This window comes from Vibrio sp. McD22-P3, from assembly GCF_021568915.1.
GTDB classification, from domain to species: domain Bacteria; phylum Pseudomonadota; class Gammaproteobacteria; order Enterobacterales; family Vibrionaceae; genus Vibrio; species Vibrio mediterranei.
Genome location: NZ_JAKGTN010000006.1, coordinates 61,961 through 79,597, shown reverse-complemented (window position 1 = coordinate 79,597; position 17,637 = coordinate 61,961). Strand labels below are relative to the sequence as shown.

Below are 17,637 nucleotides of genomic sequence, written 5' to 3'. Positions count from 1 at the left end.
AAATAGACATGGCAGATGGAAAAAAACAGAAGACAACAGCGAAGCCATTAATCAGCGGTATTTCCTCCGGATTTTTGCTTTGTATATTACTGTTGGTAACTGTGTGGTTTACGCCAGCACTTAAGGCCTACCTCGTCATAGCGATTGCTTTTTGCATCATTCTATCTGGCATCCTCGGTTTCTTCATCTATTGGTTGAGCCGAAAGAACAATAAACTTAACGACCCTGATGAGAATAAAAAGAAAGAGCTTATTGCTAGACGATGTCAGTTGCTACAAAAGCACTTTCAAAACGTTCTTAAAGTTCAGAAAACAAACAAGAGACTACAGAGTCGTTATGATTTGCCCGTCTATCTTTGGTTCAGTGACAAACCGCAAAACGATTTCAATGTCATTACTCAAATGGGCTATGAAGCTTACCAAGTAGACGAGTTTGGCAATGATATCGAGTTCCCTATTCTTTTCTGGCTCAGCGAACACTCTTTGGTTATATCGGTTAGCCAAGGAGAGGACCAACACCCGGAATACCTCAAGACACTCTACAACTGCTTGAAAAAATGGCGTCCTAGACAGGCCCTTAACGGGTTACTGCTAGCAACCAATGCTGACGCATTACTAGGGCAAAAAGAAGCCATAAAAATGAGAGCGGATCAGATAAAAGCCGATTTAACGCGATTGAATCGAACCTTTGGTTTGTCTATTCCGGTGTACAGCATTATCACTCACAGCAGCAGCATCAGTGACTTCTGCCAATACTTCTCTGGTTTTGAAGACGCAAGGCGTGAAGACGCATTTGGCTCTATGATGCCATTTAGAGAACACGGTGGTATTGACGCAGACTGGTATGATCACGCTTATGACGCCTTGATAGGTCAACTGATTGCCAATATGACAAGTGCCCTCTCAGGGCAGCTCAACCTAGACTACCGCAAGTCTATCGCTGCGGCTCCACTTCAATTTGGACTGTTAAAACAAAACTTGTGGCTACAATTAAACCGTATATTTGGCGTCAATCAACTGGGTGATGGCTTGATGTTCCGTGGCTTTTTCTTCACTCATGAAGGAAGTGACAGTAAGAACGTCGATGCACTTGCCGCAACAATCAGCAACGACTTAGGTCACGAGTTCTATCATCCAAAATCTAGTCAGCCAGTTAAGCAAGTACTTTTTGCCCAGCATCTTATGACTCATGCTTTAATCCCTGAACATATGCTTGTGGGAGTAAATAAGAAGAAAGAAAACTGGTTGCTGACCATGCAAACCACTTATACGCTTCTGTGCGCCTTATTATTAATTGCAATACTTGCAATCATCAAATTGGATTTCGACTTCCAAAGCCTGCGGGAAGCTCGCGCTGATGCTCTTCTGGAACGCTACAAAGAAGCAATAACCGCGTCACCTTATGACGTGGAAAATCTTGCAGACAATATTCCTAACCTTTATTCACTCCGTAAGATCTACGAACTTTATAATAAGCCAGAACCTTGGTACGTGTTACCGTTCATGCCTTCTTACACTATTAAGCCAGAGGTTGAACTAGCCTATATCACTGAATTACAAGCCGTGTTGATGCCGTCTTTAGAAAAGTCTTTGGCCAATGACTTGTTCGTATACGTTAATCTTGAAGAGCAAGCGACAACACTTTCATTACTCAATAGTTATCGTCTGCTATTTACTCCTAACAAGAACAATACAGAGGAACTAAGAGCCTATTTTGTTCAATCTCTGGAGGATCAAGGAGTAGGTACAACGAGTACTCTCAATCAATTGACCAGTTTACTTGATGATGCCTTCGCCAATCATTTGATACCTGAAGAATCTAATACTGATTTAGAGCAACTGGCTCGTAAAGTCATTAATCAAACAGGTATTGAAACGCTGCTTTATCAACATATTAAGAGCCAAACTAAATACGCCAATCGAATAGATATTCGCTCAGAGCTTGGTAGCAACTACTCTCAAGTCTACTCATTCTCTTCTGGCTTTGTAGGCTATCTTGTTCCCCATATCTTTACCCCGAGTGGATTTACCGAGTTAGATCTTTCCGTAGATTCCCCTATTATCAAGGAAGCTTTATCAGCCTACGCGGGTGTTGCTGGCGAAGCACCGAGCGCATTGGAAATGTATCGGATTAGTAGAGACCTACGCCAACTCTATAAAAATGATTACATCAACTATTGGAAAGACTTCACCAATAACATCGTCGTCAATCCGGTTAAAGATGATACTGAACTCAGTCGCCTTCTGACATTATTGACCAACGCGGGAGATAACCCGATCCAAAATTATTATAATACGATCAGTAAATATACGACGATAAACATAGAGCCAGTAGAACCAGCGAAAGACGAGAAAGCGGCCGAAAAAGAACAGACACCGATTGACCAAGACCAAATGGAGGCAATGAGACTGATTAATGTCAGTTTTTCCGACTTTCATAGCTATGTCAGTTCGGTAAACGATGCACCAAAACCAGTAGACCAATGGCTAGCTGCAGTCAAAGCCGCGAAAGCTTATCTTGATACTTTTTATCAAGCTGAGGATGCTCGCAAACTCGCCTATGACACGTTAGCAAAGCCATTACAAAGTTCCAACCCGATAGCCGCTATACAACTCATCGCCTCAACTCAACCCACTATGACTAAGAATTTGTCTGATGCGATTACTCAACTTAGCAATGATGCTGTGTTATCACTGGCGCATCAGCATTTGAACCTGCAGTGGAAAAACTCAGTACTAACCACATTCCAGTCGAGCTTAGCCAGTTACTACCCATTCAGCAAAAATGCAGAAACTGACGCAAGTGTTGCTGATGTAAAAGCGTTCTTTTCTTCGAGTGGTGCTTTTGAGGCTTTCAATAAAAAATACTTAAACTCATTCTTACAAGGCACTGAAGGAAGTCCTTACCTTCCAGGGCTGCTTCCGCGTTCTGGGTTAGAGATCACACCGGAAGTCTGGGATATGGTTGATGTTGCTAATCAAATACGCAGCGCGCTATTTCTGGCATCACCAGACAATGTTTCGGTTAAGTTCCAAATGAAAGCCTTAACAATGAGTCCAAAAGCGACAGAATTTATGATTTATAGCGATCAACCACTGTTCACCTACCGACATGGGCCAACCCTGTGGAAGTCCATCAGTTGGGATGGAGAGCAACAGGCAGAGGATAACCTTAATATTGAACTTAAAGACAGCGTAACATCGTTATCCCAATCCAATTTCAGTGGTAATTGGAATTGGTTTAAGCTGATCAACTCACAATTGGTTAAGGCGGATAATCAAGGCGCGGAGATTTCCATTGGCAACAAAGGCGAGCAAATTCGTCTTTCGGTGAAGACGCAAGGTCAAGTAAACCCATTTACACCCGATTTTTTTACTCAATTTAAGTTACCTGAAAATATCTAACGATGTTTCGAATTGAGTTTAGACATGATCAACAAGGGCTATCACTCATAGCATCAGTCCTTGAAGTTCAACCTGAAAATATTGAATGGCATTCAGACCATGTTTTTGAGTGCCACTCAACAAAGTTCGGTCATTTGAGAGGCCGTTTAGGTCGAGGCATAACCGCTAAAAAACAGCTACAACTTGAAGCCGAACTAACTGCGCTCATTTCCCCACTAGATGTGTCACCGCGGCAGTCTCTGACCTCTTTAGATGAGACTCATTTACTCCTAAATACTTGGATAGAAGGTGAAACATTGAGTCAACTCGCGCGAAGCAATACACCACCTGTAAGTTGGCATCATGATATTGAACAGCAAATCCTAGCTTTACATCGTGCTGGTTACGTACACGGTGATATCAAGCCCAGTAATATCGTCATTGGACCTGATGGACACGCTACGCTAATTGATCTTTCAATGGCTATTAAAATTGGCAGTTCATTGAAAACACTGCCTTTTCGCCACTACTCACCGTCATACTCTCCACCACAGCAAATAGACGCGGTCGGTAACATAGAGCCTATATTGGATTGGTATGCCTTAGCTATCAGTTACTGTGCCACTCATCGTGCACATCCTTACGAGGGCTTAGATATCACTCAGCATCAAACAAGCAAAAAGTTGACGTTTTTTTCACACTGCCGGACCAGTTATCAGAGAATTATTACTCACACACTAGCTGAGTTTCAGAAAGAAAAGCAAAATTCGTGTCATATCACATACTGGATGGACCATTAAAGCCGATTACTCATATATAATTCGTGACAATTGAGTTTAATCTAAGAGTATTATGTTTCTAGCTCCTTACGTTTCTACTAACAACGAACAATTCGAGTTCACACGCCAACAAGCAAGCCACTTTGCGAAAAAAGTAGCGGGCGACTTTAACCCTATCCATGACGAAGACAACAAGCGTTTCTGTGTTCCTGGCGATCTACTGTTTGCAGTATTACTGCAAAAAGAAGGAATCAGTCAGAAAATGCGCTTTGATTTCTCAGGAATGGTCAGCGATGGCGTAGCTCTAAACGTTGTAGAAAAGGGCGAAACAGAAAGTACTGTTGTCGATCAAACTGGCAAAGAATACCTTCAGATGACTCACGATGGTGAGATAAGCCACAACCAAGAGTTTATCGAACACGTAGTCACTAACTACGTTCAGTTCTCTGGTATGAATTTCCCTCACATCATGGTTCCGCTCATGCAAGAGCAACAGATGATGATTAACTGCCAGCGCCCTCTAGTTATTTACGAGAGCATGGAAGTGGAATTTGAACACCTGAACCTCACCCATCCTGAAGTCGAGTTTACTGGCGCGACTTTTGATGTAGAGGGTAAGCGCGGTGTGGTTACGTTGAACTTTGCGTTTAAAGAAGATGGGATTGTTGTGGGCAAAGGCATTAAGCGAATGGTTGCAAGTGGTCTTAAACCTTATGACAACGATGCCGTTGATGACCTAGTATCACGTTTCAACGAAAGAAAGACCTATTTTCTCGAGCAGTTTAACAACGCGGCCTAATCAAAAGTAAAAATGAACATTCAAAGCCTCGACTTATGTCGAGGCTTTTTGGTTTGTTATGCACGCATTTTTCACTAGTTGAGCGTTATAGAAGCCGATTGAATATCTCGGTATTGCTTTAAGCTATCGAAATAGTAATGTGCTTTCTGCACATGCTCGAGTTCTAGCATCCAAGTGGCGTTTCTTTGGCAGCAACAAAACTTAGCGATTTTGTCGAGCAGTGCATTGCTTTGTTTGTCCAATACTTCTCTGACACTATGTATCAGGGAAGTTTGTTCAATTGAAAGGAATTGAAAGGTAGCATGAGCATTGTTTAGTACACCAAACGCTTGGTGTTGCTTACCTAATTGATTAAAAATAGCAGACTGTGATACCGCCGCGTCATAAAAACCGGTCAACATGCAGGCAAACTGGCAAGGCTTTATACTTGCATCATCAAGAGCAGCATAAATATGTTGAGGAAGGTGGTGCAAAACTTCATCAAAAAGATGGTAAGCCTCTGGCCAATGACCTTGTTCTACTAATTGTTCTGCTTTTAAAAAACGATTCCAACACGCCTCAATATTCATCGCTAAATAGTTCCAGTCCACAATACCGACAACCATTTAAATGCAAATTAGAATCAATTGCAAATAAATATCATTTGCAACTCTATATCCAACGCCTTACTTTCGCTTTATACGAAAGATAATCATCACCAAATATTTTTTCCAACGCCCGCTCCTCGGGTTTAATCTGAAAACGGTTCATATACGGTATAAAAAACATCGACAAGAACAGGCTCAACCCATCTTCTAACCAGAAGCCCCAAGACAATAACAACGTAAATAAAGCAACATACATCGGGTTTCGAGTTTTCGAAAAAATACCAGTGTCAACCACACTGCTTGCTTTAGTCGGCTTAGTCGGGTCAACCGTTGTTTTAGCCTTCTTAAACTCAAGCACGCCTGAAATACCCATGTAACCACTAAAAACAAACAGTGCTGTAACCCAAATCGACTTAAGTGGAATATGCATATATAGCCAACCGTTATCAATAGCAGCTAGTGCATACATCGAAACGGCAAACAGGATAAACAGCAGTACTGGGGGGATTTTTAGTTCAAGCGCTTTCATTGATTATTCCTTTATCAATAATAGAAGCGCCCCAATCTGGGGCGCTTCATAAAGTTAGTTCAGTAGTTGTAGCAGAGCCTGTACAGGATGCTTGACCTTCACATCTTCAAACCTTTTTACCTGACTTCGACACGAATAACCTGTGACTAGGCAGCGCTCTTTTGGCAACTTGTCTAGATTTGGCTGCCAACTTAAGCCATAAATATCTTTCGACATTTGCAACTTGTCTGATTCATGCCCAAACGTTCCTGCCATACCACAACAGCCTACAGGTACTGTTGTTAGTCGACCGCCGAAATGATGGAAAATAGCGCCCCACTCTTTTTCCGCATTAGGCATCTTGGTTTTCTCTGTACAATGTGCAAACAAATACCAATCTGCTTCATCCACCATCTCAAGAGCGTCTTTATCTTGTACCAGAGGCATGAGCCACTCATGAGCGGTTAACACATTAAATGTCCCACGTTCCTCTTTAAGAATCTCTACATATTCATCGCGGTAGCACAACACTAGGGCGGGATCGACTCCAACCAATGGAATATTCAACTGAGACACCTGTGTTAAGAAATCCGCCGTTGATTTTGCCCCTTTTGCAAACTGACTTAAAAACCCTTTAATGTGAGCTGCTTTGCCATTGGGCTTAAAAGGTAACAACACCGGTTTCTTACCCATTTTGAGTATTAGTTTGGCAAAATCTTCGACCACTTCAGCATCGTAGAAACTAGTAAAAGGATCTTGGACGATGCATACATAGTCACTGCGTTGACCCGCAGGAATGGCCTGTAACTGCTCCAGGCTAAACTGAGCAACAGGTTGCGACTTCAAACGTTGTTTGAGAGTAGGAACAGAAAGAAGCGGCGCGTCAATGTAGCCAACTGTTTTCTCGGTGAGCGTCTGAACAACTCTCTGGTTCAATCCAAAATTGACCACCTTGGGGAATTTGGCCATATATGGCAATAGTGTCTCGATATTTGCCACTAGATAATCTTTAGCAGGTCTTTGATATCTCGAGTAATAAAGGTTTAGGAATCGAGCTCTGAAGCTTGGTACATCAACCTTTATTGGACATTGGCTAGCACACGCTTTGCAAGCGAGGCAGCCATTCATGGCGTCATATACTTCGTGGGAAAAATCATATTCATGACGTTTATTAAACGTGTTCCGCCACTTCTCAATTAACCCTTTCGCACTATTTGAGCGATTAATATTGGTCTCTAACTCAAGAACATCGAAGCCCTGTTCCGATAGCTGTCTTAACCACTCGCGCACTAAGCCAGCCCTACCCTTTGGTGAATGACGTCGGTCTGCGGTTACTTTCATCGAAGGGCACATAGGTGAAGCGGTGTCATAGTTAAAGCACAGACCATTACCGTTACATTCCATTGCTTGGGCAAAACTATCACGAACTTCAATCGGGATCTGTCTGTCGTATGTTCCTCGCTTGGTATCCGAGACTTTAACGAGCTCATCCGTACTCTCTAACGGAGTACATATCTTACCGGGATTCATTTTGTTCAACGGGTCACACGCGGCTTTAATGCGTCTGAGTTCATTAAACAGTTGCTCACCGAAGAAATCAGGGCCATATTCAGAACGGAAACCTTTACCGTGCTCCCCCCACATAAGGCCGCCGTACTTGGCGACAAGCTTGACGACTTCATCTGAGATTTGATGCATTAACGACTCTTGTTCGGGGTCGCACATATCAAGTGCAGGTCTTACATGAAGCACACCTGCATCCACGTGACCAAACATGCCATAGTTCAACCCGTGTCCATCGAGTAAATCGCGAAACTCGGCAATAAAGTCAGCCAAGTTCTCCGGGGGCACACAAGTATCCTCTGCAAACGCAATAGGTTTCGCGCTGCCTTTCACGGCACCCAAGAGGCCAACAGCTTTCTTTCGCATATTGTAAATGCGTCCAAGACTAGCAACGTCACTGGTCACTTGGTAACCAATGATACCGTCCTGCTCTGTCTTCAGTTTCTCATCTAGACTCTTAGTTAAAGCCGCTACCGCTTGAGTCACTTCTTCTTCATCTTGCCCCGCGTACTCAACCATATTGATACCCTGCATTTCTTTGCCTGGCACATCACTAATAAGGTCGCTCACTGTATGCCAAACAATATCCTGCTTGGCCAGATTCAATACGCGTGAATCAACTGTTTCCACAGATAATGCATTTGCTTCAACCATGAAGGGAGCATTTCTCAATGCAGCATCAAAACTGTTGTACTTGACGTTGATGAGAGTACGAGCTTTAGGGATCGGCGTAAGATTCAGCTTAGCTTCAGTGATAAAGGCCAGTGAACCTTCTGCACCACAGAGAATTCGCGTAGCATTGAAACTCTCTGTCTTTGGGTCATAAGCGTTTTTTAGATCATAGCCGGTTAAGAAGCGATTTAATGGTGGAAACTTTTCGTCAATCAGTACTCGGTTTTGCTTACATACCTGTTCAGCAATCTGTAATGCATTGGCAGCGAAACTGTCTTGCTCTAGCTGATTCAATGAACCGTCACTTTCCAAAAGTGAACCGTCAGCAAACACCGCTTGCAGAGATAGCACGTGATCCGATGTCTTACCGTACTTTAATGAGCCCTGACCGGACGCATCGGTATTGACCATTCCACCCAGCGTCGCGCGATTACTGGTAGAAAGATCTGGGGAAAAGAAGAAACCATAAGGACGCACGGCATCATTTAGCGCATCCTTTACAATACCAGTTTGAACTCTTACCCACCCTTCTTGTTCATTAATCTCAAGGACCTGGTTCATATGTCGGGATAAATCGACAACAATGCCTGACGTCAAGGACTGTCCGTTAGTCCCTGTACCGCCGCCTCTCGGAGAAAACGCAATAGCCGCGAATTTTTCTTGATTAGCAAGTTTACCTATAAGCTGTACATCTGCCGTTGTTTTTGGATGCACTACCGCTTGCGGCAATTTTTGGTAAACGCTGTTGTCCGTTGCAACGGCAAGGCGACTCGAATATTGAGTTTCGATATCCCCGGTAAACCCTTCAGCCTCAAGCTGTTTCAGATAAACCAGTACGGTGGGGTTAATGTCGGTTTGAGAGTGTAATCTTGGTAACATTTAGCTTCCTGCCCCTAATTCTGCTGATCCGCTCAGCAAAGGAGTGTATGTAAAATAAAAAGTTCACCTACTTAGTCGCATGGTCGTTTAAATAAACGCGTTTTAATTATTGTACGTAGCTGAAACCGAATAGATTTTATAGGTATTGGACACTTTACAACAATTAAAAATGTGATCAAATCGGAAAGTCATAGCGATTGACTATGGTTTATGCCTTTTCAAGAGGTTTGCTTCGTGACACACTCCTTTAACCACGGAAGAAATGATTAAACGAAGTAATCAATAATGAAAAAAACCAAAGTAATCACCACCGAAGATATTCTGTTAAAACTCTGCCAGTCCGTTTCAACTGTTTTGACCTCTGCGACACAATCAAGTGTGACATACTCAGCAATGGTTCAGAAAATCACCAAAACCACGTTAAAACCTGACTTTGGCTGCTTCGTCCTCTTTGATGGCGGTTTCTCGGGTTTAGTGGTTATTAATTTCACTTCACAAGCAGCACTTGAAGTTTACAGTAATTATATGCGTCACATGGGTATGCCTGAGGAAGAGCTCGCAATTCACCACAATGCAGATGAAGTTGGCGATGTCCTCGGCGAACTCATGAATCAGCTTGTTGGCGACTTCACCAATAAAGTTCGCAAAGAACTACAGACCAACATTACCCAAAACCAACCGAAAATGTTGTCGATCAACAAGCAAGTGGTTCTGTCAGTCGACACAAACTTAGAACGACCTCAAGCCCGTCGAGTTACCTTCTCTACAGCTAATAACAATATTTTTTATCTTGAGTTTGCTATGGACAAAACCGAGTTTATTCAAATGGAAGAGTTTGAGATTCAACCAGATGAGTGCCCAGATACCATTATTGAGCAAGCCATCGCAGCCAAAAAACAGCGTACAGACACCAAACCAGAAAACGACAATCAAGATTTGCTCGATGAACTAGGTATTTAAGCGGCGGCTCTACAGATTCTCTTGGGACTCGGGTTACCGCTCTGAGTCCCACCCTACATCTTCTGCCCTTCCCCTTTTAGCTGAAAATCGTTAAAATAGTGCCCTTTTTCTTTCGCGGTACAGAGAACTCAGATTGTCGATGGATAAACAGAAAGCCCTCAAAAAGATTGCTAAGTGCTTAGAATTAGGTAACTCAGCGAACGTCAATGAAGCAGCCAATGCCATAAAAATGGCACACCGCCTCATGCTCAAATACGGCCTAGACAAGGACGATATTGAGTTTATTAAGATGGGTAAAACACAATCGACGCACTTACTGCCTACAACGATAAGTTCTACACTGCTGCGGGTGATCCGGGGCATCAATACCAAATTTGGCGTCGAAGCTGTTTTACTCAACCATAAAGGTCTAAAGCGAGTTGAGTTTATCGGCGAAGCTGACCGTGCCATCTTTGCAGCTTTTGCTTTTGATATCATTTATCGTGAGATGAATGAGCAAACGGGTCAGTTTAGAAATAGCTTCGCAGGTTCTGGTACTTCAAATACAGAAGTGACAAAACGTGTTAATTCATTTGTCTCCGGGTGGATAGAAGGCGCGCTAGAAAAACTGCCTGTTATTGCCCCTGATGATGAATCGGCAAATAAAATTAATAACTATATCGATAAAGAGTTCAAAAACATCGATAGAGAGACATTCAAACAGCAGCTAAGAGAAGCGATGAAAAATATCACCGCTGACTACGAAGTTGGGCTGAAAAAAGGTCGAAAAGTATCGGTTAATCGTCCGATAGACGGCGCTCAAGCACCAAAGATGCTGAAATAGAAAGACCACACAACAAGGAGAGCGATAAATATGAGGATCAACTTGGCAAAGACATGCTCCAAGTTACTGTTTGTTTTTATCGCTCTGTTACTTTCATTCTCCTCTCTCGCCTCCATTGCGCAGCTTGAACAACAGGCACAACTTAACAATGCTGAAGCTCAGTACCGTCTAGGACTGGCATATGAGACTGGTGAAGGTGTTCGCAGAGATCTCAGTTTAGCAGCTCACTGGTATCAACAAGCGAGCGAAAACGGACATCGCGCGGCAACCTATAATTACGCACAAGCACTAGAATATGGACGCGGTATAAAATCCAATCCTGCAAAAGCCGTTTTGCTCTATACGAAGCTCGCCGCTGAAGGCGACCCTTCTACTTATGGAAAAATCGCTCGGCTTTACCGCGATTTTAATATCGACATTGCCAACGAAGATCAAGCCGTGCTTTGGTATGATCTCGCAAGAACCCAATCAACCGAGTTTGACGCCGAATACGCGCTCGCTTTGAAAAAACAATTCGATGCTCATCAGTTAAAGCAAATTGCAGCGCTTAAGCAGCAAGAGCAATCTGTCACAAGTACACAGACGAGCCTAACAACATCTAACTCAGTACCAACTACCCCAAGCATAAACTGGTCATTACACCTAATCTATATCTCAATTCTATTGAGCGCTTGCTTCGCTGCATTGATGTTTTTCAAGAAATTCAATACAGCAAGCCAACACCGCCGCTCATCAATTCAAGAGATGAAAACAAGGCTCTCTCAACAACAAGACCTGATCACTAAGCTCAAATTACAACTTAAGAACGCCGCAAATCTTCAGAAAAGAGCATCATCCACAGCATCTAGTTCAACCACTTCTGCACTTAATGATGCTTACCTTCGTTTTGGCTTCACTCAAGGACAAATTAACAACTTAACACCAAAGCAAGTAAAAGCACGCTATAAGCAGTTGTGTCGTATTTATCACCCTGATGCTCAAGGTAGTGATGATGAAATGAGGCAATTAAACCTTGCTTTCAAAGCCATCGTGGAGCATCTAAAAGCCACACAAAAGATCCATTGATATACCAATTTCTCAGAAAATCGCGATCTTGAAAAACATTTGAAACAAATTAAGAAACATTTATTTAACATTGCATGCAATTTTATGTCATAATACGTCCCGATAATAACACCCGTACAAATAAGGGTGGGGAGTAAAAATGCATACATTCACTATCGAAGGTTTCTGTGATTGGTGCCAAACGCCAAGTTTTGTGACCAAGCATGAGTATATAGACGGTCTATGTCACCACTCATGTGAAAAGTGTCTGAGTTTCGCCATTATGGACGTTAAGCAGTTCAATCAAGCAGAAATCGAATTTAGAAACCGATCGTCAGCTCAATCCTAAAGGAACCGCGCCTCTCTTAGAGAGGCGTTTTTGTTTCTCAATATCCTTATCTATTGTCACCCAGTAAAAAACCATTGCTCTATACAGTGTTCTTATACAGTAGTTGTTAGCTCATACCTGTATAAAACAAAAAAGTATGAGATTGCCGCCCATTCCATTCTAAATTTTAATAATTAAATATCAACAACTTAGGTTTTTTTGTCGTTTTTTTATGCAAAAAGTGCTTGATCTTTTCATGCTCAAAAACTACTGTATACACATACAGCATGTATAAAGGAACAGGGTTATGTTGCTCAACAATACAATTCACTCACAATACAATGTCCCAAACCAATACCGAGTTTTTGATGATCAAGGAACGTCACAACAGCTTCGTCGAATTCAGGATGATGTACTTGAAAAGGTTTCGCAATTGGCTTCTAAGCCACAGTGGATTTTGTTGACAGCAGAATGTCCTCGACCTTCAGTGGGACAAATCATGCATTTTCATAAACTAGGTAACCATATGGTTCAGATGAAGGCTTCATTGCATTTATCGCAGTATCAGGTTGTCAAAAAAGCCATTCGCTCAGGTAACGCGTGTGCTGTTATCGCAAATGGTGAGTTCTCTCTAACAGAACAAAATCAACTTCAAGAATTGGCCGCTGACTATCAATGCGAAGTCATCTTTCTTGGTAAAGACAGTTATTTACATTAATCCAAATTCCGACCACTCGTTAAGTTAATCATGTAATCCCTTTTTTATGACGGTAAGTACTTGTTCAATAGTACTTACCGTATTTTTTATCCTCTCTTTAGGCAACTTATATAAAAATTGCGCAAACGTTTGCTATTTTTCTGGCAGCATAGAATAGTTCTGGTATGATGCGTGCAGCAAAGAGTATTACCACTCCCCATAATCGTCGCACTTTTTACGACACAACATTAGATAGGAATGTCTCCATGAGTCTCGCTGATCAAGTTCTAGCTGTAAACGATGATCTACCAATCCGCACTGATAAGCCTGTTCATAGCGGCAAGGTTCGTTCGGTTTATTGGTTGACCGAAGAGGATAGCCGCCGCCTAATCAAAGACAAAGGCTACGATGTTGCAGAAGATGCACCGTTAGCCATTATGGTTATCAGTGATCGCATTTCTGCCTTTGATTGTATCTGGCGAGGTGAAGGTAACTTAAGGGGCGTTCCTGGCAAAGGCGCCGCACTCAACGCGATTTCTAATCACTGGTTCCAATTGTTTAAGGATAATGGTTTAGCGGATAGCCACATTCTAGATATTCCTCATCCATTTGTCTGGATCGTTCAAAAAGCAAAACCTGTAATGATCGAAGCTATCTGTCGCCAATACATTACCGGTTCTATGTGGCGTGCTTATGAGAAGGGTGAGCGCGAATTCTGCGGTATCACTTTACCTGAAGGCTTAAAGAAAGACTCTAAACTGGATGACGTTCTAATTACTCCTTCAACAAAAGGTATCTTACGTGGTATCCCTGGAGTCCCTGAAGCAGATGATGTAAACATCACACGCGACAACATTAGCGACAACTTTGCAGCGTTTAATTTTACGAACGCAGCCGACATTGATGGCTATGAAAAACTTCTTAAAGAAGGCTTCTCCGTCATCAGTGACGCTTTGGAAGCTATCGATCAAACGTTTGTTGATACCAAATTTGAATTCGGCTACGTTACCGATTCAAAAGGCGAAGAAAAGCTCATCTATATGGACGAGGTTGGAACACCGGATTCTTCCCGCATTTGGGATACTAAAGCGTATCAAGAAGGCGATATTGTTGAGAACTCAAAAGAAGGCTTCCGCCAGTTCCTGCTAAACCACTTCCCTGATCCTGATATCCTTTTAAACAAAGAGCGTATGCCAGAGCGTGAAGCACTTGCAGCCGACAACGAACTTCCCCTATCTGCGCTTATGGATGTTTCCAAAACATATGTTGGTATCGCAGAGAAAATTACTGGTCGCAAGATTGAATTAAGCAGCAATCCAAAGCAAGAAATTATAGACATACTTCGTACCAACTACGACCTCATCGCAGACTAGGTTCCTAGTCGCTGCGCACATCAAAAAAGGGAGCTTAAAGCTCCCTTTTTGGTTACATGGCACAACGTGATCTAGTGAAATTCAGCGATTAATATATCTTCGTTAGGTATCACGACAATTTTCACGTTACCTTTATCTTGAATAAGCTGAATCTGTTCAGATTCTAGTGAGTAAGGCATAACAACCTTAAGACAAGCGATATTTTCTTTGCGAGCGATTTTCATCAGCGCGACCAAATTCGACTCATCACTTCGTCGACTCGATAATGCACTCAGCGCTTTCTCCCAAAGACGGCTATCTGGATCAATATTCTGATTTTTTGTGCTCTCTTTCCACGCTTCACCAAACACTGGCGCTACAGAAGTCAGCGCTTCAAGGAACGTCCATTTTTTACTACAAGATGCACCGAGGAAACTGGTGTAATCAAATTCTACCGGCGATGTTTTCTTGTCACACATAACCACTCCCAATTACAGAATGCTATGCAACTACTATTATTCAAACTTTCTTATATAGCAATAGGATATATAAAAATCATCTTTTATACCCTACTTAGACATCAAAAGGTGATATAAAAATCCAAATAGCAACATAATGTGAACAAAAGTACATCACCACAATGCCACTTGGTTAACTATGTATGGCACATCTATCAATAGCAGCATTCATCCATCTTTTGTTGAGTAAAACATCACAAACTCAACGAAGATCTAACACGCGACTCGCCTTCTTGTACTTTACTTTCCATCCAGACCAAGCAGGCAGTTCTTTGCGTTTAGGATCGTCTTTTCGAGAGCCTGAATGGAAGTGGACGTGTATAAGCTTGCCTTTGCCAAAATACTCGACAGTTAAACGCAGACCACTTAACTGAATGACCAATGGGTACTTAGCTGCAAAATCTGAATACTCCCAATCTGGAACGCCGTTAAACACAAAATCTCGCTCATCAATAAGCTCAAGATCTTCAAATGAACTTACACCGAGCATTGACAGTTGTTCAGCTATCCAAGACTCCAATGATACTTCTTCTACTGGACCGGTTTGGTCAGATAGACCCAGTTCAACATACAGCCTCCAATGCAGCATACGTTCGGTAAGCTGTTCTGCCAACGTGGGAAAGATAGCTCCTTCAATGATCGATTTGGCGATGGCTTTCAAAGCGACATTGCCTTTAGGCGCAATCCTGCGCTCCGCCAGTTTGCGACCTGCATACATCAAATGTTCACAATGCTGAAGACCCTCGTCGGTCTCGATAGTTTCTCCGCTCACCCATTCCCCAACATTAAGTTCTTTGAGCTGAGTGATGTCCACAGGTAAAAGTAATGTGGCCAGTGTCATCGTCTGTTTAACGCCTCGGCCAGGTAAGCTATGAGTGGCTAATACCAGCCCTGCTTCTGTTTTCGGTTTAATTCGATTCTGTCTCCCTAACAGCACTTCGACAAAACCATTACCAAAAGCGTCACGTCGCCGCTCTCTTCTCACATACAGCAAGGCGTTGTTCGCTTGGATAATTTGCTTTATCAATTCATCACGTTGATATCTAGAAGCCACTTCCAGACTCGGCAATTCAAATACACTACGCATCTGCTCCGATAACCCTTGTGCTTCACGCAAACAATCTTGGTCGACCGTCAAGCCTGTGTACTGCTTGCCTCTTACTAGGCCAATAAGAATACTTGCGTCACAACCTAACGGCTCTTCTAGGTCCAGCTTGATCAATAGCTCTTCATTACTGGTGATTTGAAACAGTTTACCTGTCGCACATAGTGCAGCCGTTAGGTCAATCATAGCCTCCTTCAGCGCTCGTGAAGGCATCTTAGTGACCAAATCAGCGTAAATAGTATCAATCGGTAATGGGTATAGCTTTTTTCCATGCTCAGTAATGCCAATATCATCTATCGCACCAAGTTGTAATAACTGCTCTTTGGCGGCTTGAAGTGATTTATCAGGTATCGCATCAATGAATTCGAGATCGTTAAGCGCTAACCCACATGTCGCAGCAGCCAACATAGGCTCGACAATAGATTCACGTTGAAGTTCTGGTGGGGTGACCAGATCAAGAGCAGCATGCTCACCATAAAGACGGATACATGTTCCTGCCATTATTCGTCCTGCTCGGCCAGAACGCTGAGCAGCACTCGCCTTAGAAATATGAGCCAGCATTAACGTGGTTTGTCCGTTACGCTGTACATTTCTTCTTTCTAGTCCTGAATCCACAACAACCGCGATATTAGGAATCGTCAAAGAGGTTTCCGCAACATTTGTTGCAATCACGACCTTGCGCTTATCTTGAACTGACATTGCAACAGAACGCTGTTGCTCAGTCACAGAAGCATGCAGCGGCGCTAGAATAAGGTCATACTGCTCCGCAAGGGGTTTTAGCGAGGATACTACCTGCTGAATTTCCTTTCGCCCGGGAACAAACACCAAGATATCTGCTGCAAGCTCGTCTAACAATGGCTCAATCGCACTTTTAACACGTGTTTCTAGATGCCTTGCATCAGGCAGTTGTCGACTGTCGTTTCGATGGTGCTGAACTGCCACATCAAACACTCTTCCTTGTGCGACCAAGCGCTCGGCATCAAAGTAGTCAGCTAGCTTTTGACCTTCAATGGTAGCCGAAGTAATTACTGTTTTATGAGTTTGATTGCGCTTTAACATCGAAACCAGTAAGTCGGTGTCCCAACGTCGTTCATGAAATTCATCCACAATAACCACATCAAAATTCTTCAGGCAGTCTTCGGCATACCACCTCAAGGCGACACCTGGCGTGACAAACACCACGTTTGACGCCTCGGTATAACAGTTTTCAAGCTTGATTGCATAACCAACGCTTTCTCCAACCTTTTCACCAAGTCCATGCGCCACGAAGTGTGCCAGCGACGTACAGGCAATTCGTCTCGGCTCTACCACCAGTACCCGTCCTTGCTCCATCGACCAAAGAGGCAATCTCGTCGATTTTCCTGAACCCGTTTCAGCTTCAACGATAAGGTGTGATTGTTTCAGGGCTTGTTTAAATTCTTGTTCAATAGAATCAATAGGTAAGAGTGTCATTTTGCTTTGCTATTCAAGGTCATTGTGAAGGAGTATACCCATAGCAGGATTAACATTCGACTCACTTCGCTTTTTACCGCAAACCGAATACAAATAGTTAACATTTCGTCATCGCTTAGAATGTCTAATTGTGTTAAATTAACCCGCAAATTGTTCCCAATCCCAAATGACTGTTCCTAGACAGGTAA

The 17,637-nt window shown here is 42.8% G+C and carries 14 protein-coding genes; 9 read left to right on the top strand and 5 right to left on the bottom strand.

Annotation, left to right across the window (positions count from 1 at the left end):
• The first annotated feature begins 8 nt into the window (after positions 1-8).
• Genes tssM through L2W36_RS08630 form a run of 3 tightly spaced genes read left to right on the top strand, consistent with a single transcriptional unit; the run spans position 9 to position 4,961 of the window.
• Complete coding sequence (gene tssM / locus L2W36_RS08640) at positions 9-3,404, top strand: type VI secretion system membrane subunit TssM (protein ID WP_236109819.1); 3,396 nt, start codon at positions 9-11, stop codon at positions 3,402-3,404.
• Between the two features lie 2 nt (positions 3,405-3,406).
• Entirely contained in the window at positions 3,407-4,183 is a 777-nt protein-coding gene (locus tag L2W36_RS08635) for a protein kinase domain-containing protein (protein ID WP_236109818.1), read from the top strand.
• A gap of 52 nt (positions 4,184-4,235) precedes the next feature.
• Complete coding sequence (locus L2W36_RS08630; RefSeq protein WP_236109817.1) at positions 4,236-4,961, top strand: DUF3581 domain-containing protein; 726 nt, start codon at positions 4,236-4,238, stop codon at positions 4,959-4,961.
• Positions 4,962-5,035: 74 nt separating this feature from the next.
• Here L2W36_RS08630 and L2W36_RS08625 read toward each other — a convergent pair whose 3' ends face one another.
• Genes L2W36_RS08625 through ydiJ form a run of 3 tightly spaced genes read right to left on the bottom strand, consistent with a single transcriptional unit; the run spans position 5,036 to position 9,170 of the window.
• The gene (locus L2W36_RS08625) at positions 5,036-5,566 is read right to left on the bottom strand and encodes a hypothetical protein (protein ID WP_236109816.1); all 531 of its coding nucleotides are present in this window, start codon (positions 5,564-5,566) and stop codon (positions 5,036-5,038) included.
• A 46-nt stretch (positions 5,567-5,612) separates the two neighbouring features.
• Positions 5,613-6,077 carry a methyltransferase family protein gene (locus tag L2W36_RS08620; RefSeq protein WP_006070775.1) on the bottom strand — a complete coding sequence of 155 codons (465 nt, stop codon included), beginning with the start codon at positions 6,075-6,077 and terminating at the stop codon, positions 5,613-5,615.
• Positions 6,078-6,131: 54 nt separating this feature from the next.
• Positions 6,132-9,170 carry a D-2-hydroxyglutarate dehydrogenase YdiJ gene (ydiJ, locus tag L2W36_RS08615; protein ID WP_236109815.1) on the bottom strand — a complete coding sequence of 1,013 codons (3,039 nt, stop codon included), beginning with the start codon at positions 9,168-9,170 and terminating at the stop codon, positions 6,132-6,134.
• A gap of 285 nt (positions 9,171-9,455) precedes the next feature.
• On the opposite strand from ydiJ, the gene L2W36_RS08610 reads away from it, so the two are divergent.
• From L2W36_RS08610 to L2W36_RS08585, 6 genes are all read left to right on the top strand, one after another.
• Complete coding sequence (locus L2W36_RS08610) at positions 9,456-10,130, top strand: DUF3334 family protein (RefSeq protein ID WP_006070777.1); 675 nt, start codon at positions 9,456-9,458, stop codon at positions 10,128-10,130.
• 139 nt (positions 10,131-10,269) lie between these two features.
• Positions 10,270-10,953 (top strand): DUF2786 domain-containing protein, encoded by a 684-nt coding sequence (locus L2W36_RS08605; RefSeq protein ID WP_006070778.1) that lies wholly within the window; start codon positions 10,270-10,272, stop codon positions 10,951-10,953.
• A gap of 30 nt (positions 10,954-10,983) precedes the next feature.
• Positions 10,984-12,018, top strand: a complete 1,035-nt coding sequence (locus tag L2W36_RS08600; RefSeq protein ID WP_124939809.1) for a J domain-containing protein — start codon at positions 10,984-10,986, stop codon at positions 12,016-12,018.
• A gap of 139 nt (positions 12,019-12,157) precedes the next feature.
• Positions 12,158-12,346, top strand: coding sequence for a hypothetical protein (locus L2W36_RS08595; RefSeq protein ID WP_006070780.1), 189 nt, complete (start codon positions 12,158-12,160; stop codon positions 12,344-12,346).
• Between the two features lie 286 nt (positions 12,347-12,632).
• A complete protein-coding gene (locus L2W36_RS08590) occupies positions 12,633-13,043 on the top strand; it encodes a hypothetical protein (protein WP_088877478.1) in 411 nt (136 codons plus the stop codon).
• 245 nt (positions 13,044-13,288) lie between these two features.
• On the top strand, positions 13,289-14,395 hold the full coding sequence (locus L2W36_RS08585) for a phosphoribosylaminoimidazolesuccinocarboxamide synthase (protein WP_006070782.1): 1,107 nt from the start codon (positions 13,289-13,291) through the stop codon (positions 14,393-14,395).
• Positions 14,396-14,466: 71 nt separating this feature from the next.
• Here L2W36_RS08585 and L2W36_RS08580 read toward each other — a convergent pair whose 3' ends face one another.
• Together L2W36_RS08580 and L2W36_RS08575 are read right to left on the bottom strand one after the other, a co-directional pair.
• A complete protein-coding gene (locus L2W36_RS08580) occupies positions 14,467-14,853 on the bottom strand; it encodes a hypothetical protein (protein ID WP_006070783.1) in 387 nt (128 codons plus the stop codon).
• Positions 14,854-15,094: 241 nt separating this feature from the next.
• A complete protein-coding gene (locus L2W36_RS08575) occupies positions 15,095-17,449 on the bottom strand; it encodes a DEAD/DEAH box helicase (protein ID WP_236109814.1) in 2,355 nt (784 codons plus the stop codon).
• Positions 17,450-17,637 lie beyond the last annotated feature (188 nt).

Excerpts from the sequence above, each read along its gene's own strand:
- L2W36_RS08585 (WP_006070782.1), top strand. The coding sequence starts at position 13,289 with ATGAGTCTCGCTGATCAAGTTCTAGCTGTAAACGATGATCTACCAATC.
- L2W36_RS08590 (WP_088877478.1), top strand. The coding sequence starts at position 12,633 with ATGTTGCTCAACAATACAATTCACTCACAATACAATGTCCCAAACCAA.
- L2W36_RS08580 (WP_006070783.1), bottom strand. The coding sequence starts at position 14,853 with ATGTGTGACAAGAAAACATCGCCGGTAGAATTTGATTACACCAGTTTC.
- L2W36_RS08635 (WP_236109818.1), top strand. The coding sequence starts at position 3,407 with ATGTTTCGAATTGAGTTTAGACATGATCAACAAGGGCTATCACTCATA.
- tssM (WP_236109819.1), top strand. The coding sequence starts at position 9 with ATGGCAGATGGAAAAAAACAGAAGACAACAGCGAAGCCATTAATCAGC.
- L2W36_RS08600 (WP_124939809.1), top strand. The coding sequence starts at position 10,984 with ATGAGGATCAACTTGGCAAAGACATGCTCCAAGTTACTGTTTGTTTTT.
- ydiJ (WP_236109815.1), bottom strand. The coding sequence starts at position 9,170 with ATGTTACCAAGATTACACTCTCAAACCGACATTAACCCCACCGTACTG.
- L2W36_RS08605 (WP_006070778.1), top strand. The coding sequence starts at position 10,270 with ATGGATAAACAGAAAGCCCTCAAAAAGATTGCTAAGTGCTTAGAATTA.
- L2W36_RS08595 (WP_006070780.1), top strand. The coding sequence starts at position 12,158 with ATGCATACATTCACTATCGAAGGTTTCTGTGATTGGTGCCAAACGCCA.
- L2W36_RS08625 (WP_236109816.1), bottom strand. The coding sequence starts at position 5,566 with ATGGTTGTCGGTATTGTGGACTGGAACTATTTAGCGATGAATATTGAG.
- L2W36_RS08630 (WP_236109817.1), top strand. The coding sequence starts at position 4,236 with ATGTTTCTAGCTCCTTACGTTTCTACTAACAACGAACAATTCGAGTTC.
- L2W36_RS08610 (WP_006070777.1), top strand. The coding sequence starts at position 9,456 with ATGAAAAAAACCAAAGTAATCACCACCGAAGATATTCTGTTAAAACTC.
- L2W36_RS08575 (WP_236109814.1), bottom strand. The coding sequence starts at position 17,449 with ATGACACTCTTACCTATTGATTCTATTGAACAAGAATTTAAACAAGCC.
- L2W36_RS08620 (WP_006070775.1), bottom strand. The coding sequence starts at position 6,077 with ATGAAAGCGCTTGAACTAAAAATCCCCCCAGTACTGCTGTTTATCCTG.